The 18,067-nt window shown below is 41.4% G+C and carries 17 protein-coding genes and 2 tRNA genes; 1 reads left to right on the top strand and 18 read right to left on the bottom strand.

Annotation, left to right across the window (positions count from 1 at the left end):
* Positions 1-4: 4 nt before the first annotated feature.
* From COE25_RS25130 to moaC, 12 genes are all read right to left on the bottom strand, one after another.
* The gene (locus COE25_RS25130; RefSeq protein ID WP_098934556.1) at positions 5-1,513 is read right to left on the bottom strand and encodes an MDR family MFS transporter; all 1,509 of its coding nucleotides are present in this window, start codon (positions 1,511-1,513) and stop codon (positions 5-7) included.
* Between the two features lie 12 nt (positions 1,514-1,525).
* Complete coding sequence (locus COE25_RS25125) at positions 1,526-2,236, bottom strand: cytoplasmic protein (RefSeq protein ID WP_088085076.1); 711 nt, start codon at positions 2,234-2,236, stop codon at positions 1,526-1,528.
* Between the two features lie 15 nt (positions 2,237-2,251).
* The gene (locus tag COE25_RS25120) at positions 2,252-2,977 is read right to left on the bottom strand and encodes a bactofilin family protein (RefSeq protein WP_257208955.1); all 726 of its coding nucleotides are present in this window, start codon (positions 2,975-2,977) and stop codon (positions 2,252-2,254) included.
* 6 nt (positions 2,978-2,983) lie between these two features.
* A complete protein-coding gene (locus COE25_RS25115; protein ID WP_098934554.1) occupies positions 2,984-3,607 on the bottom strand; it encodes a YhbD family protein in 624 nt (207 codons plus the stop codon).
* A 194-nt stretch (positions 3,608-3,801) separates the two neighbouring features.
* Positions 3,802-5,016: an NAD(P)-dependent malic enzyme gene (locus COE25_RS25110; RefSeq protein WP_088085073.1), complete on the bottom strand. Its 1,215-nt coding sequence runs from the start codon at positions 5,014-5,016 to the stop codon at positions 3,802-3,804.
* A 119-nt stretch (positions 5,017-5,135) separates the two neighbouring features.
* Entirely contained in the window at positions 5,136-6,482 is a 1,347-nt protein-coding gene (locus COE25_RS25105; RefSeq protein ID WP_088085072.1) for a 2-hydroxycarboxylate transporter family protein, read from the bottom strand.
* Positions 6,483-6,599: 117 nt separating this feature from the next.
* Positions 6,600-7,307, bottom strand: coding sequence for a response regulator (locus COE25_RS25100; RefSeq protein ID WP_088085071.1), 708 nt, complete (start codon positions 7,305-7,307; stop codon positions 6,600-6,602).
* The gene (dcuS, locus tag COE25_RS25095; RefSeq protein ID WP_098934584.1) at positions 7,285-8,904 is read right to left on the bottom strand and encodes a DcuS/MalK family sensor histidine kinase; all 1,620 of its coding nucleotides are present in this window, start codon (positions 8,902-8,904) and stop codon (positions 7,285-7,287) included. Before dcuS ends, COE25_RS25100 begins: the two co-directional genes overlap by 23 nt.
* Before the next feature lie 199 nt (positions 8,905-9,103).
* The gene (locus tag COE25_RS25090) at positions 9,104-9,856 is read right to left on the bottom strand and encodes a sulfite exporter TauE/SafE family protein (RefSeq protein ID WP_257208954.1); all 753 of its coding nucleotides are present in this window, start codon (positions 9,854-9,856) and stop codon (positions 9,104-9,106) included.
* Positions 9,857-10,082: 226 nt separating this feature from the next.
* Positions 10,083-11,330 carry an NADP-dependent malic enzyme gene (ystJ, locus tag COE25_RS25085; protein WP_098934553.1) on the bottom strand — a complete coding sequence of 416 codons (1,248 nt, stop codon included), beginning with the start codon at positions 11,328-11,330 and terminating at the stop codon, positions 10,083-10,085.
* Between the two features lie 159 nt (positions 11,331-11,489).
* Positions 11,490-12,146, bottom strand: coding sequence for a redox-sensing transcriptional repressor Rex (locus COE25_RS25080; protein ID WP_088085069.1), 657 nt, complete (start codon positions 12,144-12,146; stop codon positions 11,490-11,492).
* 36 nt (positions 12,147-12,182) lie between these two features.
* Positions 12,183-12,680, bottom strand: a complete 498-nt coding sequence (moaC, locus tag COE25_RS25075) for a cyclic pyranopterin monophosphate synthase MoaC (protein WP_088085068.1) — start codon at positions 12,678-12,680, stop codon at positions 12,183-12,185.
* Between the two features lie 177 nt (positions 12,681-12,857).
* Here moaC and COE25_RS25070 point away from each other — a divergent pair, with 177 nt between their 5' ends.
* Positions 12,858-14,777: an ABC-F family ATP-binding cassette domain-containing protein gene (locus COE25_RS25070; RefSeq protein ID WP_098934552.1), complete on the top strand. Its 1,920-nt coding sequence runs from the start codon at positions 12,858-12,860 to the stop codon at positions 14,775-14,777.
* 288 nt (positions 14,778-15,065) lie between these two features.
* On the opposite strand, the gene tsaD is transcribed toward COE25_RS25070, so the two are convergent.
* The 6 genes from tsaD to COE25_RS25040 form a co-directional block, all read right to left on the bottom strand.
* Positions 15,066-16,091, bottom strand: a complete 1,026-nt coding sequence (tsaD, locus tag COE25_RS25065; RefSeq protein ID WP_088085066.1) for a tRNA (adenosine(37)-N6)-threonylcarbamoyltransferase complex transferase subunit TsaD — start codon at positions 16,089-16,091, stop codon at positions 15,066-15,068.
* Positions 16,088-16,537: a ribosomal protein S18-alanine N-acetyltransferase gene (gene rimI / locus COE25_RS25060; protein ID WP_088085065.1), complete on the bottom strand. Its 450-nt coding sequence runs from the start codon at positions 16,535-16,537 to the stop codon at positions 16,088-16,090. Before rimI ends, tsaD begins: the two co-directional genes overlap by 4 nt.
* 12 nt (positions 16,538-16,549) lie before the next feature.
* The gene (gene tsaB, locus COE25_RS25055) at positions 16,550-17,257 is read right to left on the bottom strand and encodes a tRNA (adenosine(37)-N6)-threonylcarbamoyltransferase complex dimerization subunit type 1 TsaB (protein ID WP_088085064.1); all 708 of its coding nucleotides are present in this window, start codon (positions 17,255-17,257) and stop codon (positions 16,550-16,552) included.
* A complete protein-coding gene (gene tsaE, locus COE25_RS25050; RefSeq protein WP_088085063.1) occupies positions 17,254-17,709 on the bottom strand; it encodes a tRNA (adenosine(37)-N6)-threonylcarbamoyltransferase complex ATPase subunit type 1 TsaE in 456 nt (151 codons plus the stop codon). Before tsaE ends, tsaB begins: the two co-directional genes overlap by 4 nt.
* A 201-nt stretch (positions 17,710-17,910) precedes the next feature.
* Positions 17,911-17,987: transfer RNA gene (locus COE25_RS25045), tRNA-Asp, on the bottom strand.
* Positions 17,988-17,990: 3 nt separating this feature from the next.
* Positions 17,991-18,064 (bottom strand) — tRNA-Met (locus COE25_RS25040).
* Positions 18,065-18,067: the final 3 nt, after the last annotated feature.

The raw sequence follows: 18,067 nt of genomic DNA, 5'->3' as shown, positions 1-18,067 counted from the left end.
CTTTTCATTTTGAAGCCTCTTTTTTGTGAATCACCATACGCTCTTTCCCTAGGATAAATATAAATAGGAAGGCTAGACCTGCGGGTACGAGTGCCCATGTAAATGTGTGGACGATGGAACTTGAAAGTGCATCTGTAATTTTATCGAGAATTTGTGGTGGGATTAATTTTCTTGCTTCCTCCGATAATAAGGCCCGCGAATCTCCGAAACTTTGACCCTTAGGCCCCATTCCAGCAAAAGCATTTTCCAACCCTTCTTTGAGATCACTTCGTTGGATCGTACCAAAAACGGTTATCCCGATCGTCATTCCTAAGGAACGAATAAAGTTACTAGTGGATGTTGCTGAGCCCCTTTGCTCGATTCCAAACGGATGAATCGCTGCCATACTTAACACAGAAAAAGAAAAGCCGACGCCTAAACCAATTATAATCATGTAAAGCGTCAACACCGCTCTGCTTGTTTCTGGTGTAATCGTACTCAATAACAATAAGCCGCCAATCAAAATAACTCCGGAGATAAACATAATATTTCGATAGCTCATCTTCGTTGTCAAAAAACCGCCCGCTTGTGCGGTAACCACGGAGCCAAGCATCATTGGCAATAATATTAACCCTGAATTGGTGGCAGTCCCGCCATATACCCCTTGCACAAAAATCGGGATGTAAACCGTAGCTGCCATAAATGCAGCACCGTAAAATAGGCCAACTATTGTACTGCCTGCAAACAAGCGGTTTCTAAACATGGAAAAGGAAATAATCGGATCCTTTGCTTTTGTCTCCACAAATAAAAAGATCAAAAATAGAATCGAAAATCCTGCAAACAGGCTGATGATCACGGTAGAATTCCAATCATATTTTTGCCCTCCAAGTTCAAGCGCAAACATTAGACAAACTACGGCTCCGACCAATGTCACAGCCCCCGACCAATCAATTATCTGCTTTTTGTGAATTGGAGATTCCTTATAGGCGATAGTAATAAAAATGAGTGATAAGATACCTAGTGGCATATTAATGTAGAAAATCCAATGCCAGCTGATATAGTCTGTTATATACGCACCAAGCAATGGACCAAAAATACTCGACAATCCAAAAACGGCTCCGAACAAGCCCCCCATTTTCCCGCGCTTTTCAGGGGGAAACAGGTCAAACATTATCGTAAAGGCGATTGGGACAAGAGCCCCACCGCCAATCCCCTGAATCGCACGATAAATGCTTAATTGCGTGATCGTTTCAGCAGTACCGCACAAAGCGGAACCCACCATAAATAAAATCAATCCGAAAATAAAGAATCTTTTTCGACCGTACATATCCGATAACTTACCGAAAATCGGCATCCCTGCCATCTCAGCTACCATGTAGGCAGATACGACCCAGACAAAGCTCTCCAGACCACCAAGATCACCGACAATCGTACCCATTGCGGTTACAACAATCGTATTATCCATCGAGGCCATCAAAATCCCCAACAATAACCCCGCAACAACCAATCCTAATTTTCCTTCTTTCGTCACCATCACATTTCTCCTTTATATCTTTGTCGTCGTTTTTATTGCCGCCTTCGGATCGTGTGAGAAATCATTCCGATACTCCACCACTCCTATTTGGCAGCCAGGTCCAATTTTCACCTTGTTGCCCCGAACAATATCAGCCTTGGTATTTTCAAGGTAGATATCATCCCCTTCAATGACTTTTGCACTTAGGGATCCTGCCTCTTTTCCAAAGGGGAGGAGTGAGTTACTTCTTTTTTTGACGGTTATTTTTCCGCCGCCGATTTCCTCAGCAGAGCTCTGCCCAAAACGCAGACCAACCTTAATTGTATCCGCCGTCAGTAAGCCTTTGATCTCAAATCCGCCACTAGAGTCGAACGTCTCATACTCTACATCGCCATTTACTGCGATACTTCCTTTAATGTTTGCTTCATCCCCCGTAAGACTTTCGCCGACTTCCAGCAATCCGAAAATTTTTATCCTTTTTAAAAGAGCATTGCCACCGACCATCATCGTTCCCATGATCAGTGTTTCCTCTGCATCCATATTCCCTTTGATCTCTGCTTCACCAAATACTTTTACCGAGCCTGTTTTGACATTCTCGACGGCCTCACTCGTACCATAGACATGGAAAGTCGAACTTTCCACAGCATTGACAATCGTCCCTTCCCCTCGAATACTGATTTTATCGTAACGGCCGCCAGGATAGCTGCCCGAGCCATTGATAATAAGATTTTCACTCATTTTCATTTTTCTTCCCTCCTTTTAAACCTTTCTGTTCTCAGTAACAATTGCCTTTTTATCCATCGAAAGTTCCTCAGTATATTCCACTAGACCAATTTGACAATTTGGACCAATCCACACCTGGTTCCCACGAACGACTTTAGCGATCGTATTTTCAAGTTCAATTTTATCCCCTTCAATTAATTCCGTTTCAAGCTGTGGTTTAAAAAAGGCCTTAAGCAAATTACCGACTAAGGATCCCTTTGCCTTTACCGTAATCGTTTGCCCGCCGATTTCCTTTGCTTTACACTCTCCAAACATCTTTATGTCAACTTGGTCTGCATTTAGAAGTCCGCCAATCGTAAACTGCGATTCCGCTTTAAAAATTTCAGCCTCACAATCCTCACTGACCGTAAATGCCCCCTGAATTTTTATTTCCTCACATTTGACCCTGCCGCCAACCGTTGCCTTACCGGAGACCTTTAATTTTTCAGCTGATAGGTTTTTGTCGATCCTTGCTGATCCATCAATCGATATAATTTGACTCTCGATATTCCCTCTGAACCTCGCATGCCCGTTTACTTTTGTTTTTTCAGAAATGACATTTCCATTGACGATCCCGGAACCATTACAATCAAGTTCCACGCATTCTAAATCATTGTTAACCGTCCCTCGGCCATTTAATGTGACAACGCGGAACTGTCCCCCATTGGATGCACCGAAGCCATTAATAACCAAGTCTCCCCTGCTTTTCGTATCCATCATCATTCTCCTTTATAATAATTTCGCTTTAATTTCTTCCATGCACGTCATTAGCGACAAAGCGGCTACCACTTTCGTTCCGCGTTCAAAATGAAATTCTTCTGTATTAATAAGTAACAGACATGATGACATGCCAAGCTTTCTGGTAATCACCAATTCACAGCTTTTTTGCTTGATTACCCCGGCATGATCCCTTAATACCTGCAAGACCATTTTCCCTTCTTCCAGGTTAATTTCACCCGACTGAAGCAGCTTTTCTAAAATAAATACTTCGAGCATACGTGTAAAATTAAATTGAAAACTGCCCTTTTCTTGTTCTAAGTAAAAATCGACAACTGTTGTCGAAACAATGTTACGTTTCACTAATTCGTCTTTGGTGTAATTTAAATTCGTTACATTAGGTGAAAACATGTCAGCAAGTTCATCCAAGGATAAGTTTTCTTTCATCGTTTGGATTTTTTCAATTCTTTCTAAGACCTTTTCCTTTGGAAAAAAAGTTTCTTGACCCGTAAACGTTGATTTACGCACAAACCATTCTTCCGGAATGAGATCTTTTCGTTTCCATCTATATAGCTGTCCATAGGATATTCCGGCCAATTCTAACAGGTCTTTCTTTGAGATTAACTCCTCGCTCATCATAAAAACCCCTTTCTAAAAACAATGTAACATAACACTGTTACGTATGTAAAGTGCAAATCATCTTCTAAACTCGACTAATTATCTTCCTACAAAAAAAAGAACCTTTCACTTATTTAGTGAAAAGCCCTTTAATATTAATGATTCTGCTTCTTTTTCTACAGTCGGCTAATTTTGCCATTTAACTCCTGTTCTCAAATGATTTCAACTAGTTTTTTGTAGTTGGAGCTTTTTCGTGCTACTCCCGATTCAATCGCTGCAGTTGAAACAGCTGCAGCCACTCGATCCCCCACACGAGAATCCAAGGCGTTAGGAATGATATACTCCGCACGAAGCTCCTTATCCGATACAAGACTTGAAATGGCGTAAGCTGCTGCAAGTTTCATTTCCTCCGTGATGTCGGTTGCCCTTACATCGAGAGCACCACGAAAGATTCCTGGAAAGGCGAGCACATTATTTACCTGATTAGGATAATCAGAACGGCCTGTACCGACTACTGCTGCACCTGCCGCAAGCGCTTCTTCCGGATAAATTTCAGGCACTGGATTTGCCATTGCAAAAACGATTGAATCTTTATTCATGGTCCTGACCATATCTCCCGTTAAAGCCTTTGGACCTGAGACACCAATAAAAATGTCGGTGTTTTTAATCGCGTCTTGAAGGGTTCCATGTATCCTGCCTAGGTTTGTTCTCTCTGCTATTTCTGCTTGCCGGTCGTTCATCCACTCTTCGCCTGGACAAAGAATTCCCTCCAGGCTTACTAACGTAATATTCTTAAAGCCCGCTTTTAATAAAAGCTTGGCAATCGCTATCCCTGCAGAACCAGCACCATTTAGAACAACCTTAACCTTATAGATACTTTTCTTCACAATTCTTAGCGCATTTAAAAGGGCTGCTAATACAACAATCGCTGTCCCATGCTGGTCATCATGAAAGACGGGAATGGTAAGTTCCTTTTTTAAGCGTTCTTCTATTTCAAAGCATCTTGGGGCGGCAATATCCTCCAAATTGATACCACCGAATGTTGGCTCTAATGCTTTAATAATATTGACAATCTCATCGACATCTTTTGTACCCAGGCAAAGCGGATAGGCATCAATCCCTGCAAATTGTTTAAATAAAACGGCCTTCCCCTCCATAACTGGCATAGCAGCCTCAGGACCAATGTCTCCTAACCCTAGGACAGCTGTTCCATCTGTTACAACAGCTACTAAATTACCCCTTCCAGTATGCTCAAAAGAAGCCTCACTATTTTTGGCTATGATCTTGCATGGCTCAGCCACTCCTGGCGTATAGGCTAAACTTAAATCATCGGCATTGTTCATTTCTACTTTACTGATGATGCTAATCTTACCTGCCAGCCTTTTGTGGAGCAGCACTGCCTGCTCTTTTATCTTGCTTTCATTCATTCCAACCTTCTCCTTTTTTCTAATCTAAGATCTAATAGTTAATTCAGGTGACAAGAATTCAATCCATACAATCAAAAAAGTCGGGCCGTGACAAACCGGCACCGCCCGATTTAGGAATATTAGCTTAATAATTTCAGCAAAAGAATAGCCAAAATAACAGTTGAAGCGCCCCCGATTCTTGTTGAAACTTGGGCAAATGGCATCAATGACATCCGATTGGAAGCGGAAAGAATTGCAACATCACCTGTTCCCCCTAAACCACTATGACAGCCTGTAACAATCGCGGAATCGACTGGGAACATCTTCATCAACTTACCTACAAAGTAGCCAGTAGTAATCATTGCCACTACCACAGCGGCACAAACAACCACATATCCTGGGGTTACAATTTTGACTACATCCTTAAGCGGAATATAAAGCATACCTAACCCCACCATTAATGGCCATGTTAAACTTGATGAGACAAATTTATATAAGTGATAAGCCCCTTGTTCCATTTTAGCTGGCATTACTTTTATACTCTTTACAACAGCTGCTGCAATAATCATTAACACTGGTCCAGGAATGCCTAGGAATTTATTCCCCAGTCCACCTAAGATAAAGAAACTACAGGCAATTAACAATCCTGCGCCCATAAGTGGGAAATCAACCGGCTTATCAATTGTTGATGCTTCTGTGATTCCATCGCCGCCTTTTGTCTTCACTAATACTCCATTACCTGTCAGATGCTTCTTTTTCTCCCCTAAGCGCGATAAAATCCCTGCACAAATGATCGCGACAATATTTCCAATCACCGCTGCAGGAATTAATTGCCCTACAAATGTTTCAGAAGATTTTCCGAGCACTTCTGCGTAGCCTAATGACAGCGGCAAAATTCCTTCTCCAATCCCACCACCGATAATTGGAACAACAATATAGAAAAGTGTGTGTTTCATGTCATATCCAAAAAGCAAACCTACTAGAACGCCTGCAGCAACAGATGCTATTGTTCCGACAATAAGCGGTACAAACATGCGTGTGAAGCCTTGAATCAGGACTCTGCGATTCATCCCTAGAATACTTCCTACTACTAAAGTAGAGATATATAGGTAAAGGAAATTGGATGTTTTCATCAACTGGGTAACCGCATTCATTCCAGTCGTGTTAATGACACTAAAATACACTAATATAGACGGAATCAAGAGTGCTAAAATAGCAGGGCCGCCGATATCCTTCAAAATCGGAATCCTCATACCAAGTTCCCCTAGTAAAATACCCATGACAATAATAACGGCAAAGCCGCCAATCATATCCGCTGGAAGCAGGTTATAGACGGCAGAAAAATAGACAACAGTTGCGATCACGATATAAAGCGGAAGTGGAACTACCCCTACTTTCATACTTCCAAATTTACCTAAAAGTCCTTTTTTCTCTTCCTTTTCCCCTGGAACAACCGTAAGCGGTTGCAACTTTCTAGCTGGCTCCATATGTTCATCCCCCTAACTCTTTATGTTTCTATCATATTTCCAATTAAACCGCTTTCATAGTTTATGTAAATTTAATAAGGTTTTTGTAAATAAAAAAAGTAAGCAGTTTTAGGCTGCTTACAAAAAGTTTTTGATAAGATGTTGTTTCAATCGATTAAATTCATGCTGGTATACGGGTCTTCCCACTGTACCGTAGATTACCTTAACGTCCAGGATTCCAATTTCCTTTAAAAAATTTAAATACTTACGAACCGACACTCGAGAAATCCCGACGACCTTCACCACGTCTTCTGTTGAAAAGGGGGTATTTTTTAACTCTTGAATCGTATCCCAAATTTGCTTAAGGGTATCTTTTGTCAATCCCTTTGGTAAATCTTCGATCACGGGCTTATCCTCTCGGTGCAGAATTTGATGGTCCAAAACGTCTTGGTTAATCACTTGTTGAGTTTGAATAAACTTGGTTTGATCCTTATATGCAACTAATGCTCTACTAAAGCGTTCAAATTCAAAAGGTTTAATTAAATAATCAACGGCTCCGTACCTTAAAGCCTTTTTAATCCGCTCCATATCTGATGCGGCTGAAATTATAATCACATCGGTCTCTTTCTCATTTTCACGAAGGTAGATTAACAGCTCTAGTCCTAGTTTCCCCGGCATAAATATATCCAATAAGATAAGATCGATTTCTAGCCTTTCAATATTCTTAATCGCCTCTTCCACGGATGCGGCCATTGCCATCAAGGTAAAACCATGAATTTGCTCAAGATAGCGTTTATTAAATTCTGCTACCATTGGATCATCTTCAACAATCATTACCCGAATCATTCTGGTCCCCCTCTCCTTCATATGGTATATACACGGTAAAAACGGTCCCTTTTCCTGGCTTTGATGAAAGAATTAATTCCCCTTCCAGCTTCTTAACCGCTTGCGAAACGAGATACAGTCCTAACCCCCTATTTTCACCGTTTGTGGAGAATCCTTTGTTAAAAATTTGGTTTTGCAGTTCTTCACTTATCCCTGCCCCCGTATCTTTTACTTCGATTGTTAAAATATCATCGCCATATTCGAATTCTATTGCTATTTTTTTAACCATACAACCATTCATAGCCTCGATGGCATTATCAATTAAATTGCCAACAATGGTTATGAGTTCGTGTGTCACATCAGAAACAGCGGGCTGCGGAAGAGGCTGCTCACAGGAAACTGATAACTCTGCCCCTGATTCCCTTGCATAACTCAACTTTCCAATTAAAAAGCCAGCTAATACAGGGTCCTTTATCTTTTTTGTCACAAAGCCAATTTCGCTATTTCGATGGTCAACCGTTTCACTGATATATTCGACCACTTTTTCATAATAACCTGTATGGACCATCCCCAAAATAACATGAAGTTTATTCATAAACTCATGGGCCTGAGCCCGGAGTGCGTCAGCATATATTCTAACTCCGGTCAGTTGTTCAGCGAGCACCTGTATTTCTGTTTTATCCCGAAAAGTAGCAATCGCGCCGACTACCTTATTACCAACGATCACAGGGACTCGGTTGGTTAAAATGGTCATCCCATTTATATTCTGTTCTTCATCCAATTCAGGTTTACCAGTTTTTAACAAATCACCCAAGCGAGTAGATGACATATATTCTTCGATATTTGTCCCCATCGGGTTATCTTGCAGGCCTGCTTTATCGAACAGCTTTAAGGCCGCTCGATTGACGAGTGTGATGTTAGACTGTTGATCAACTGCCACAATTCCCTCACGCACCGATTGAAGCATCGCGCTGCGTTCCTCTAATAATTTTGCAATCGCAAATGGCTCAAGCCCAAGTAGGATTTTTTTTATATATCTGGCTAAAATCACGGCCCCGAGAACACCGATTAAGATACCAATCATCGTCCCAATATATATCCCTATTCTGCTCTTATTGACGGCCGTTTCCACATTATCAAGAGAAATCCCAACGGCTACTGCCCCGATCTGTTTCCCAGTTGCATCCTTAATCGGCGTAAAAGAACGTAAAGAAGGTCCTAGAGCTCCTTTTGAAATAGATTCATGCTCTTTCCCTTTTAGTACCGGCCCTTCATCTCCACCCTTGAATTGTTTGCCAACTTCTTTGCTATCAGGATGGGATTTACGGATCCCCCTCATATCCATCACAACAATAAAGTAAACGTTTGTCACTTTTCTCATTTCATTCGCAAACGTTTGGATTTCCTTTACATCCTGTTCTCCACTCATCGCATCAATCACAAGCGGACTATGAGCAACCATTCGCGCCACATTTCTCGCCTTCTCAGCCTGACCTTTTTCCGTCTCCTTAGCAATTCTCGAACTGATAAGTAAATCTGTTATCAAAAGTGAAAAAGTAACCACCATACACACAAAGACAATAATTACCGTCTGTAAACTCCATCTTCCCTTTCTCATATTTCCCTCCATCTTTGAGAAGGCGACAGGCACCATTCTGATTTTCACCTGATGACATACTAACCAACAGGGTTAGTAAACGCAAAAAGGATGCAAAGCATTCTTATGAAAATACATTGCAGTCTAAAAGCTTTCTTTAACTTAGGCTGGTCTGAGGATTAATTTTCAAAGGAAGTTAACCATCCTTGCGAATGATGCCTTAACTTATGAGCAAAATAGCTCCTGCGATAATAGGGGTCAGGACCATCGCACTTTTTAATACAGGCTGCGGAGCAAGGGCTGTAAACTTAGCCCCGACATAGGAGCCAATCATCGTTCCTCCTACCACTTCAACTAACAGGGTTAAATTCAGGTATCCTTCTAAATAGTAGCCGATTCCTCCTGCTAAAGCGATTGGCAAAATAACGAGCATTGTTGTACCCACTGATTGTTTAAGCGAAAGTCCCATGATGACAAGCAATCCGATTTGAATGAACGGCGCAGCACCTATCCCAAATGTACCAGACAACAATCCGGTAACCAACCCGACGACTGCCGCTTTCTTAATGAGAACCAGGTTGCCAGGTTTCACTTTTTTGTTGTTTGCCTTTATTTTTTGAACAATAAATAAGCGTACAACCAGTATTACAGCCGACAAAAATAACATCCCTGCTGTTAACCAATGCAAAGAATGGATCGGAATCAAACTGGCTAGTTTTGAACCTAAATAGGAGGCAACTGCCCCAAATCCGCCTACGATTAAACCGGTTTTAATTGAGATATTTCCTTGACGAAAATGACTGTAGGCACCTGACATGCTCGTAAACACCATCGCTGCTAGTGATGTCCCTAACGCCATATGTATTGGTACTCCAAAAATAACTGTTAAGATGGCAATAATAAAGCCGGAGCCGCCCGCCCCAACAAATCCTAATAATATCCCAAGCACAAACATCGTCAGCACAATCGCCAACTTCATCCCCTCCGATTGCAAAACCCTAGATGTCCTTCTAGGAAATGTTAAAATTACTTACCTAAAAACGTGGTCATACCCACCGATTTAAAAAAGAAAAAAACTATCATTCATTATTGTACTAAAAATTTAAAAGGTATATCGGAATTATGCCCTAATTCCCAAAATTTGAAAGACTACCTCTAGTTTGAGATAGTCCTCCCTTAAAAGCTAGATTTTACTCGACCTAAACATGCACTGGTTGTTTTGCTTCTGCTAATGATAATAGGCGTTGTTTTATTTCCTCAACATTGACATTTTTTTGAGCTACCCCTGTTTCCATTGCAGCGTAAGCGACTGCAGCCGCTACTTGTGCTGCGACCCTAGGATCAAAAGGGTCTGGAATAACATGATCAGCATGAAGTTCTTCATCTGAAATTAATCCAGCAATTGCATATACCGCAGCAAGCTTCATTTCCTCGTTGATTTCCTTTGCACGGACATCTAAAGCACCGCGGAAAATACCTGGGAAAGCAAGCACATTATTAACCTGGTTTGGAAAATCAGATCGTCCTGTACCCACTACAAGTGCTCCTGCTTCTTTGGCCGCATCGGGCATAATTTCCGGTACAGGGTTGGCCATGGCAAAGATAATCGGGTTACGGTGCATAGAACCAACCATATCCTTTGTAACGGCCCCGGCTGCTGATACCCCCACAAACACATCTGCGTCAACGAGCGCATCGGCTAACGCTCCTTGTTTTTGCTCGCGATTTGTCATTCGCGCCATTTCATCTTTGAATCGATTCATTCCGAACGGGCGGCCTTCATAAATAATTCCTTTTGTATCGCATAAAATAACATCCTTCGCGCCCATATGCAGCAGGAGCTTAACAATTGCTACTCCAGCTGAACCTGCTCCGTTTACGGCAACACGAATATCTTTAATTTTTTTATCTGCTAATTTTAATGCGTTGATTAGACCAGCGGCTGTTACAATCGCGGTTCCATGCTGGTCATCATGAAAAACAGGAATCTCGCAGGCTTTGCGGAGGCGGTCTTCAATTTCAAAGCATTGCGGCGCAGCAATATCCTCCAAGTTCACTCCGCCAAATGTTGGTTCTAGCAGCTTGACGGTTTCTACGATCTGGTCTGTGTCAGTGGTGGCCAAGCAAATGGGAAAGGCATCAACATCTGCGAACGATTTGAATAACACGGCCTTTCCTTCCATCACAGGCATCGCAGCTTTTGGTCCAATGTTTCCAAGCCCCAGGACCGCTGTCCCATTGGATACCACTGCGACAAGATTGCCCTTCGAGGTATAATCATAGACTTTATTTTCGTCTGCATAAATGTCCAAACATGGCTCTGCCACACCGGGTGAATAGGCAAGGCTTAAATCTTTTGCATTATGTACTGCCACCTTAGAATAAATCCCAACCTTGCCTTGGTGTTCCTTGTGCATTTTTAACGCTTCATCTCGTAAAATTGACATTGAATTTCCCCCACTTCCCGGTTAGTAACCGCTTGCATTTTATCTACCTACATCTTAGTGCATAAGAAAGTATTTTTATAGATTATGTAATTAAAAAAAGCAGGGAGTTAATCATACAAAAGGCCTTCCACAAATTTTGTGGAAAGCCTTTTTAACTAATTATTCTTCATCTATTTCGACCGTTGGATAATGCTTTAAAAAGTAGACTAGCGATTGAAGCTCCACAGCCAAGTCAATATGATGGACCCTTATTAAGGGTGGAACATTTAACCTCGCTGGAGTGAAATTTAAGATCCCTTTTACATTCGCTTGGACCAGTCGATCGGTTATCATTTGTGCGGCAGGAGCCGGAACCGTTAATATCGCCACTGAAATATTAGTTTCTGATAACACCTTCTCTAAATCGTCCATAGGGTGAACAGGTACCTCGCGAATCATGGTTCCCATTTTGTCGGGATCCACATCGAAGGCGCATTCTATTTTTGTGTTATTATTTTTTAAAAAGTTATAGTTTAAAAAGGCAGTCCCAAGATTTCCGACTCCTATTAAGGCAACCTTAGTTAATTCATCCTGATCTAGGGTCTTTCGGAAGAAGGATATTAAGTAATTAACATTATACCCATAGCCCTTTTTTCCTAACGCACCGAAATAGGAAAAGTCGCGGCGAATCGTTGCTGAGTCTACCTTTACTGCTTCACTCAATTCCGCTGAAGAGACCCTTTGCTTGCCTGAACTTTGCAGGTTTTTTAGAAATCGATAATAGAGGGGCAGCCGTTTTGCTGTCGCCTGTGGTATTTTCGTTGTTTCATTACTCATAATCTCCCACACCCCATGAATGGTTTAGTTAAAAATTTATTTAACTCTTTCATCTCTTTTAAAATCACCGTTTTTACCGCCCGTTTTTTCGACAAGATACGTCGGTCCAATTACCATACCTTTATCAACGGCTTTACACATATCATAAACCGTTAAGGCACATGCGGATGCGGCTGTTAACGCTTCCATTTCTACACCTGTGTTCCCTTTCGTTTTAACGGCTGCAGCAATATATAATTGATAGTTCTCATCCTTATCCTGTTCCCAAGAGAAAGAAATATTAACACCTGTTAATGGAATCGGATGGCACATTGGAATCAAATCCCATGTCTTCTTTGCTGCCATGACAGCTGCTATCTGGGCCACAGCTAAGACATCGCCCTTCTTCATCTCATTATTAGTTATTTTATCATAAATTTCTTTACTAACGGTAATGCTGGAATGAGCAAGCGCCGTACGTGCCGTTTCCGGCTTATCACTGACGTCGACCATTTTTGCTCTGCCTTCTTCATTAAAATGCGTAAATTCTGCCATATAAAAAATCCTCCCATCAAATCATACACTATTTTTCCTTATATGTGTGTGAAACTTTGAACTATATATTACATTTTATGTCGGTTTAAGACTTCACTCCGCTAATATGGCGAGCAGTTTATTGCCGACATACCGGGAATAAGGTACACTAATCCTATGTAATAGAGGTGAATGAGAATGATTTTGCTACAGGTTAATCAATTACAAAAATATTATGGTGCTGACCTTATTTTATCGAATATTAAGCTCGAATTACAAACTCGGGACCGTGTTGCCCTTGTTGGACGCAATGGGGCGGGAAAATCGACATTATTGAAAATTATTGCCGGACACTTGTCGCATGATGGCGGAGAAATCATCAAGCCAAAAGAAGTGACGATTGGCTATTTAGCTCAAAATACTGGGTTAGAATCATCATTATCCATATGGGATGAAATGCTGACGGTTTTTGAACCGCTGCGATTGATGGAAAAACAACTCCGCACACTTGAAGAACAAATGGCTGATCCCCTCGTTTTTGGAGACAGTGGCAGGTACGAAAGAATCCTAAAAGAGTACGATCATCTTCAGGTCAAATTTAAAGAACTGGGAGGGTATCAGTATGAGGCAGAGATGCGCTCCGTCCTTCATGGGCTGAATTTCCATGATAAATCCTTGATGATATCTAGTTTAAGCGGCGGGCAGAAAACTCGTCTAGCCCTTGGTAAACTCTTGTTAACCAGGCCTGATATCCTAATATTGGATGAGCCCACAAACCACCTTGATATTGATACGCTTTCCTGGCTGGAGCAATATTTACAAAGTTATCATGGGGCGATTTTGATCGTTTCCCATGACCGCTATTTTTTAGATAAAGTTGTTACTCAAGTTTATGAAGTATCCCGTAAGCAAATCCAAAGGTTTACAGGCAACTATAGTACTTACCTTGATCAAAAGGCCGCAAATTATGAGCGTGATTTAAAGCTTTTCGAAAAACAACAGCAAGAGGTCGCGGATCTCCAAGACTTTATCAACCGGAATTTAGCGCGGGCATCGACAACCAAACGTGCCCAAAGCCGTCGTAAAAAGCTTGAAAAGATGGAGATGATGGATCGTCCATTAGGCGATGAAAAGTCTGCTTCCTTCACGTTTGAAATTGAAAAACAAAGCGGAAATGATGTTTTAACAGTGGATTCACTCGCTGTTGGGTACAAGGATGGTAAGGTTTCAGAGTCCATATCTTTCCGGGCCTATAAAGGTGAAAGTATCGCCTTGGTTGGACCGAATGGTATCGGCAAATCAACACTGTTAAAAACAATAATCAAAAAGTTGCCTGCACTTGAGGGAACCATATTCTATGGGACAAACCTTCAGATTGGGTATTACGACCAGGAGCAAGCTGAATTGACCTCCAATAAGCGGGTCTTAAATGAACTCTGGGATGACTATCCACTAAAAAATGAAAAAGAAATACGTACGGTACTCGGTAATTTCTTATTTTCTGGTGATGATGTCTTAAAAATAGTTTCCACCTTAAGCGGCGGTGAGAAAGCCCGTCTAGCTTTAGCTAAACTGATGTTGGAGAAAGCAAATGTCTTAATTTTGGACGAGCCTACCAACCACCTTGACTTAGATAGTAAGGAAGTTCTAGAGAATGCTTTAATCGATTACCCGGGCACGATATTGTTTGTCTCACACGACAGGTATTTTATTAACCGGATTGCCACAAAGGTCTTAGAACTTAGTCGTCATGGAAGTACAGAATACCTCGGGGATTATGATTATTATTTAGAGAAGAAACTAGAACAGGAAGAACTTGCGGCACTGGCCATGGCTGCAACAGCAAAAAGGGCAGCACAAACGGATGCTTTTGAAAAAAACTCTTATCAACAGGATAAGGAAAGTAAAAAACAAGAGCGTCAGCGAAAAAGAAAATTAGAAGAAATGGAACAACGAATTGAAGAGCTAGAAGAGCAAATTCAAGGATTCGAGCAGCAATTATGCGAACCAGACATTTTTCAAAATCATGAAAAAGTATTGGAAATCAACATAAAAAATGAAAAGGCAAAGTCTGAACTCGAGCACTTAATGGAAGAATGGGCGGAACTTGCTGAATAATTATGCAAAAACCAGGCATTCGCCTGGTTTTTTGTTTATTATGACAATTATCGACAAATTTTGATATGATGGCAATAATTCATTAAGTTATACACTTTTCCACATTCTTATTCACATTACAAACAGGACAGTTTCAATGTTATTTTTACTTTTCCACATTATCCACAATAAATCCCTTACTTATCCACATTATACACAGATAACACCCCACTTATCCACATTCACCAGTTTTTGATCTGCATTTTTATAAAATCTTATCAACAAAAAAACTCTTCTTATCCAGAAGAGTTATTCATTGTATATTTCGATATCCAGTCCCGGGTTGGCATTTAGGGAAAGGTCTGCTCTAATTCCTTTTTCGAACATCACGCTTCCAGCAGCAGCAATCATCGCTGCATTATCAGTACATAGGGATAATGGCGGAATCACTAATTCAATTCCAGGTTTCTCTGAAAAGGTCTTTTCCAAAGCATTTCTAAGGCCTTTATTGGCGGCAACTCCGCCAGCCACTAATACTTGTCCTACCCCATATTCAGCGACGGCCTTTTCTGTTTTCTTCACTAACACTTCAATCACGCTGGCTTGAAAGCTTGCAGCAAGGTCTTCAGGGGCAATTATCTCACCGCGTTGCTCGGCATTATGAACCGTATTAATAACAGCAGATTTTAAGCCGCTAAAGCTAAAATCATAGGAACCTTCTTCTAGCCATGCCCGAGGTAAATTAATTGTTGGATTTCCAGCCTGCGCCAAACGGTCAATATGTGGACCACCAGGGTACGGCATGTTTAACGTTCGCGCAACCTTGTCGTAGGCTTCACCAGCAGCGTCATCCCTTGTTTCGCCGATGACTTCAAAATGTCCATGTTCCTTCATATAAACAAGCTCTGTATGCCCGCCTGAAACGACCAGAGCAAGGAGCGGGAATTTTAACTCAGTGACAAGCCTGTTCGCATAAATATGTCCAGCAATATGGTGGACTGGAACTAGTGGTTTGTTTTGAGCAAATGCCAATGCTTTCGCGGCATTTACCCCAATTAAAAGGGCACCGACTAATCCTGGTCCTTCTGTGACAGCAATGGCATCAATCTCAGCAAAAGTAACATTTGCCTGCTTCAATGCTTCCTCAATGACAATAGTCATTTGCTCTACATGGTGGCGGGAGGCTATTTCTGGAACCACACCACCGAAGCGTTTATGACTTTCAATTTGCGATGCGACAACATTTGCCGCAATTTCTCTGCCATTTTTAATAATGGCGACAGCCGTCTCATCACAGCTTGTCTCAATACCCAAAATCCATTGATCTTTTTTCATAAATTTACCCACATCACTAAACCATCTTCCTGATTATCTGAATAATAATTTTTGCGGATCCCGCCATTTTGAAAACCAAGCTTTCGATAAAGAGATTGTGCAACATGATTGGTCACACGCACTTCAAGGGTCATACTCTTTGCTCCCATCTCTTTGGCCACTGTCATCATTTTTTGCATGGTTGCCTCACCAAGTTTCCTGCCCCTATATTCAGGCAGAATGGCCACATTCGTTACATGTGCCTCATCGATCACGATCCAAGCCCCACAGTACCCGAGAATTTTGTTACTTTCCTCTAGGACGATATAAACAGCAAATCGATTATTATGCAATTCATTATAAAATGCTTCACGACTCCAGGGGGTTGTAAATGATGCATGTTCTACTTCTAAAATTTGGTCAATGTCCTCTTCCCTCATCTTGCGAAAAACAAAAGAATCTACCATAACTCTCTATTCCTATCCATTTAAAATTTTTCCTTTCGCTTCTAACCATTTAGCTTCAGCTTCAGCTAAACGGATATAATTTGGAACAAAAGAATGAATGTCCTCCCCTGGTTTATCCTTACCAAGAAGGGCAAGTTCAGCTGGACGTGGATTTTGTTCCGTACTAGCTGCGAAAATAGCCTGTGATCCTAATGCTGCTTCAATTGCTGCTTGATGGAGTGGTAAATCATTTCCGACAAATAGTATCGCTTTTCCTGAATTTTTTAGATCCTCTGCACGGTCTACTAACATGACCAAACGATCCTCTTCAATCGTTTGTAGTTCGTCATTTTGATATTGATACAAGCCAGTATAGACCTGTCCCCTTCTTGCATCAAATAGAGGTGACACATAACCATCAAAGTAGCGACCGACCCCAGATGCTAAAATTTCCAAGCTGGAAATACCTACGAGCGGGATGTTCAAAGTCCAAGCTAATGTTTTAGCAATGGTTACACCTATTCTAACTCCTGTATACGAGCCCGGTCCTTTGGCGACGACAATCTTAGTTAAATCCCCCGGAACCTTTTCGCAATCCTTCATTAGTGTCTGAATAGCAGGCATAATTCGAACAGAGTGGTTCTTTTTTAAATTGGTTATATATTCACCAAGTACTTGATTATCTTCTAACAGCGCCACTCCTAAGGCATAGTTAGAAGTATCAATCGCTAATATGGTCATGAAAAAGTCTCCTTACATAATTGCTCATATCTTTTCCCCTGAGGTACTAAAACCATTCTTCTAGTATCCCCTTCTTCACGATATAAGAAAATAGTCAGTCTTTCCTGTGGGAGCTGCTCTTCAATTAAATGAGCCCATTCCACTACCGTCACTCCATCACCTTCAAAATACTCATCAAAACCGAGGTCTTCGAAGGCATCCGCAACCCGGTATACATCCATGTGATATAACGGGAGTTTTCCCTTATATTCTTTAATAATCGTAAATGTCGGACTGTTAACTGTTCTTTTAATCTCCAACCCTTTAGCCAAGCCCTTAGTGAATGTAGTCTTTCCAGCACCTAAATCACCTTCAAGAGCAATGACATCTCCAGGTTGTAATAACCCAGCTAACTTTGCTGCAAATTGGGAAGTTTCCTCAGAATCCGTTGTTATTAGTTCGAATTGATTCATTCAATCACCTTTTTATTTTAACTTAGCGTCACATCTTCATTTTACCTTAATTATGTGCAAAAAACCTTAGGATCTCTCCTAAGGATGCATATTACATATGTAGTTTACATGATTTTTAACAATTGAGCAAAAAAGCTTGTCCTTATTAAACGGCATAAAAAAAGACGAAACCTTGTTTCGTACTAATTTTTGCAATATAAATGGCGGTCCGGACGGGACTCGAACCCGCGACCTCCTGCGTGACAGGCAGGCATTCTAACCAACTGAACTACCGGACCAAATTGCGGGGACAGGATTTGAACCTGCGACCTTCGGGTTATGAGCCCGACGAGCTACCAGACTGCTCCACCCCGCGACA

The sequence above is a fragment of the Bacillus sp. AFS031507 genome, assembly GCF_002584635.1.
In the GTDB taxonomy this organism is placed as follows: domain Bacteria; phylum Bacillota; class Bacilli; order Bacillales; family Cytobacillaceae; genus Neobacillus.
This window is presented reverse-complemented; position numbering and strand designations above follow the sequence as displayed.

Excerpts from the sequence above, each read along its gene's own strand:
- COE25_RS25130 (WP_098934556.1), bottom strand. The coding sequence starts at position 1,513 with ATGGTGACGAAAGAAGGAAAATTAGGATTGGTTGTTGCGGGGTTATTG.
- COE25_RS25125 (WP_088085076.1), bottom strand. The coding sequence starts at position 2,236 with ATGAAAATGAGTGAAAATCTTATTATCAATGGCTCGGGCAGCTATCCT.
- COE25_RS25120 (WP_257208955.1), bottom strand. The coding sequence starts at position 2,977 with ATGATGATGGATACGAAAAGCAGGGGAGACTTGGTTATTAATGGCTTC.
- COE25_RS25115 (WP_098934554.1), bottom strand. The coding sequence starts at position 3,607 with ATGAGCGAGGAGTTAATCTCAAAGAAAGACCTGTTAGAATTGGCCGGA.
- COE25_RS25110 (WP_088085073.1), bottom strand. The coding sequence starts at position 5,016 with ATGAATGAAAGCAAGATAAAAGAGCAGGCAGTGCTGCTCCACAAAAGG.
- COE25_RS25105 (WP_088085072.1), bottom strand. The coding sequence starts at position 6,482 with ATGGAGCCAGCTAGAAAGTTGCAACCGCTTACGGTTGTTCCAGGGGAA.
- COE25_RS25100 (WP_088085071.1), bottom strand. The coding sequence starts at position 7,307 with ATGATTCGGGTAATGATTGTTGAAGATGATCCAATGGTAGCAGAATTT.
- dcuS (WP_098934584.1), bottom strand. The coding sequence starts at position 8,904 with ATGAGAAAGGGAAGATGGAGTTTACAGACGGTAATTATTGTCTTTGTG.
- ystJ (WP_098934553.1), bottom strand. The coding sequence starts at position 11,330 with ATGTCAATTTTACGAGATGAAGCGTTAAAAATGCACAAGGAACACCAA.
- COE25_RS25080 (WP_088085069.1), bottom strand. The coding sequence starts at position 12,146 with ATGAGTAATGAAACAACGAAAATACCACAGGCGACAGCAAAACGGCTG.
- moaC (WP_088085068.1), bottom strand. The coding sequence starts at position 12,680 with ATGGCAGAATTTACGCATTTTAATGAAGAAGGCAGAGCAAAAATGGTC.
- COE25_RS25070 (WP_098934552.1), top strand. The coding sequence starts at position 12,858 with ATGATTTTGCTACAGGTTAATCAATTACAAAAATATTATGGTGCTGAC.
- tsaD (WP_088085066.1), bottom strand. The coding sequence starts at position 16,091 with ATGAAAAAAGATCAATGGATTTTGGGTATTGAGACAAGCTGTGATGAG.
- rimI (WP_088085065.1), bottom strand. The coding sequence starts at position 16,537 with ATGGTAGATTCTTTTGTTTTTCGCAAGATGAGGGAAGAGGACATTGAC.
- tsaB (WP_088085064.1), bottom strand. The coding sequence starts at position 17,257 with ATGACCATATTAGCGATTGATACTTCTAACTATGCCTTAGGAGTGGCG.
- tsaE (WP_088085063.1), bottom strand. The coding sequence starts at position 17,709 with ATGAATCAATTCGAACTAATAACAACGGATTCTGAGGAAACTTCCCAA.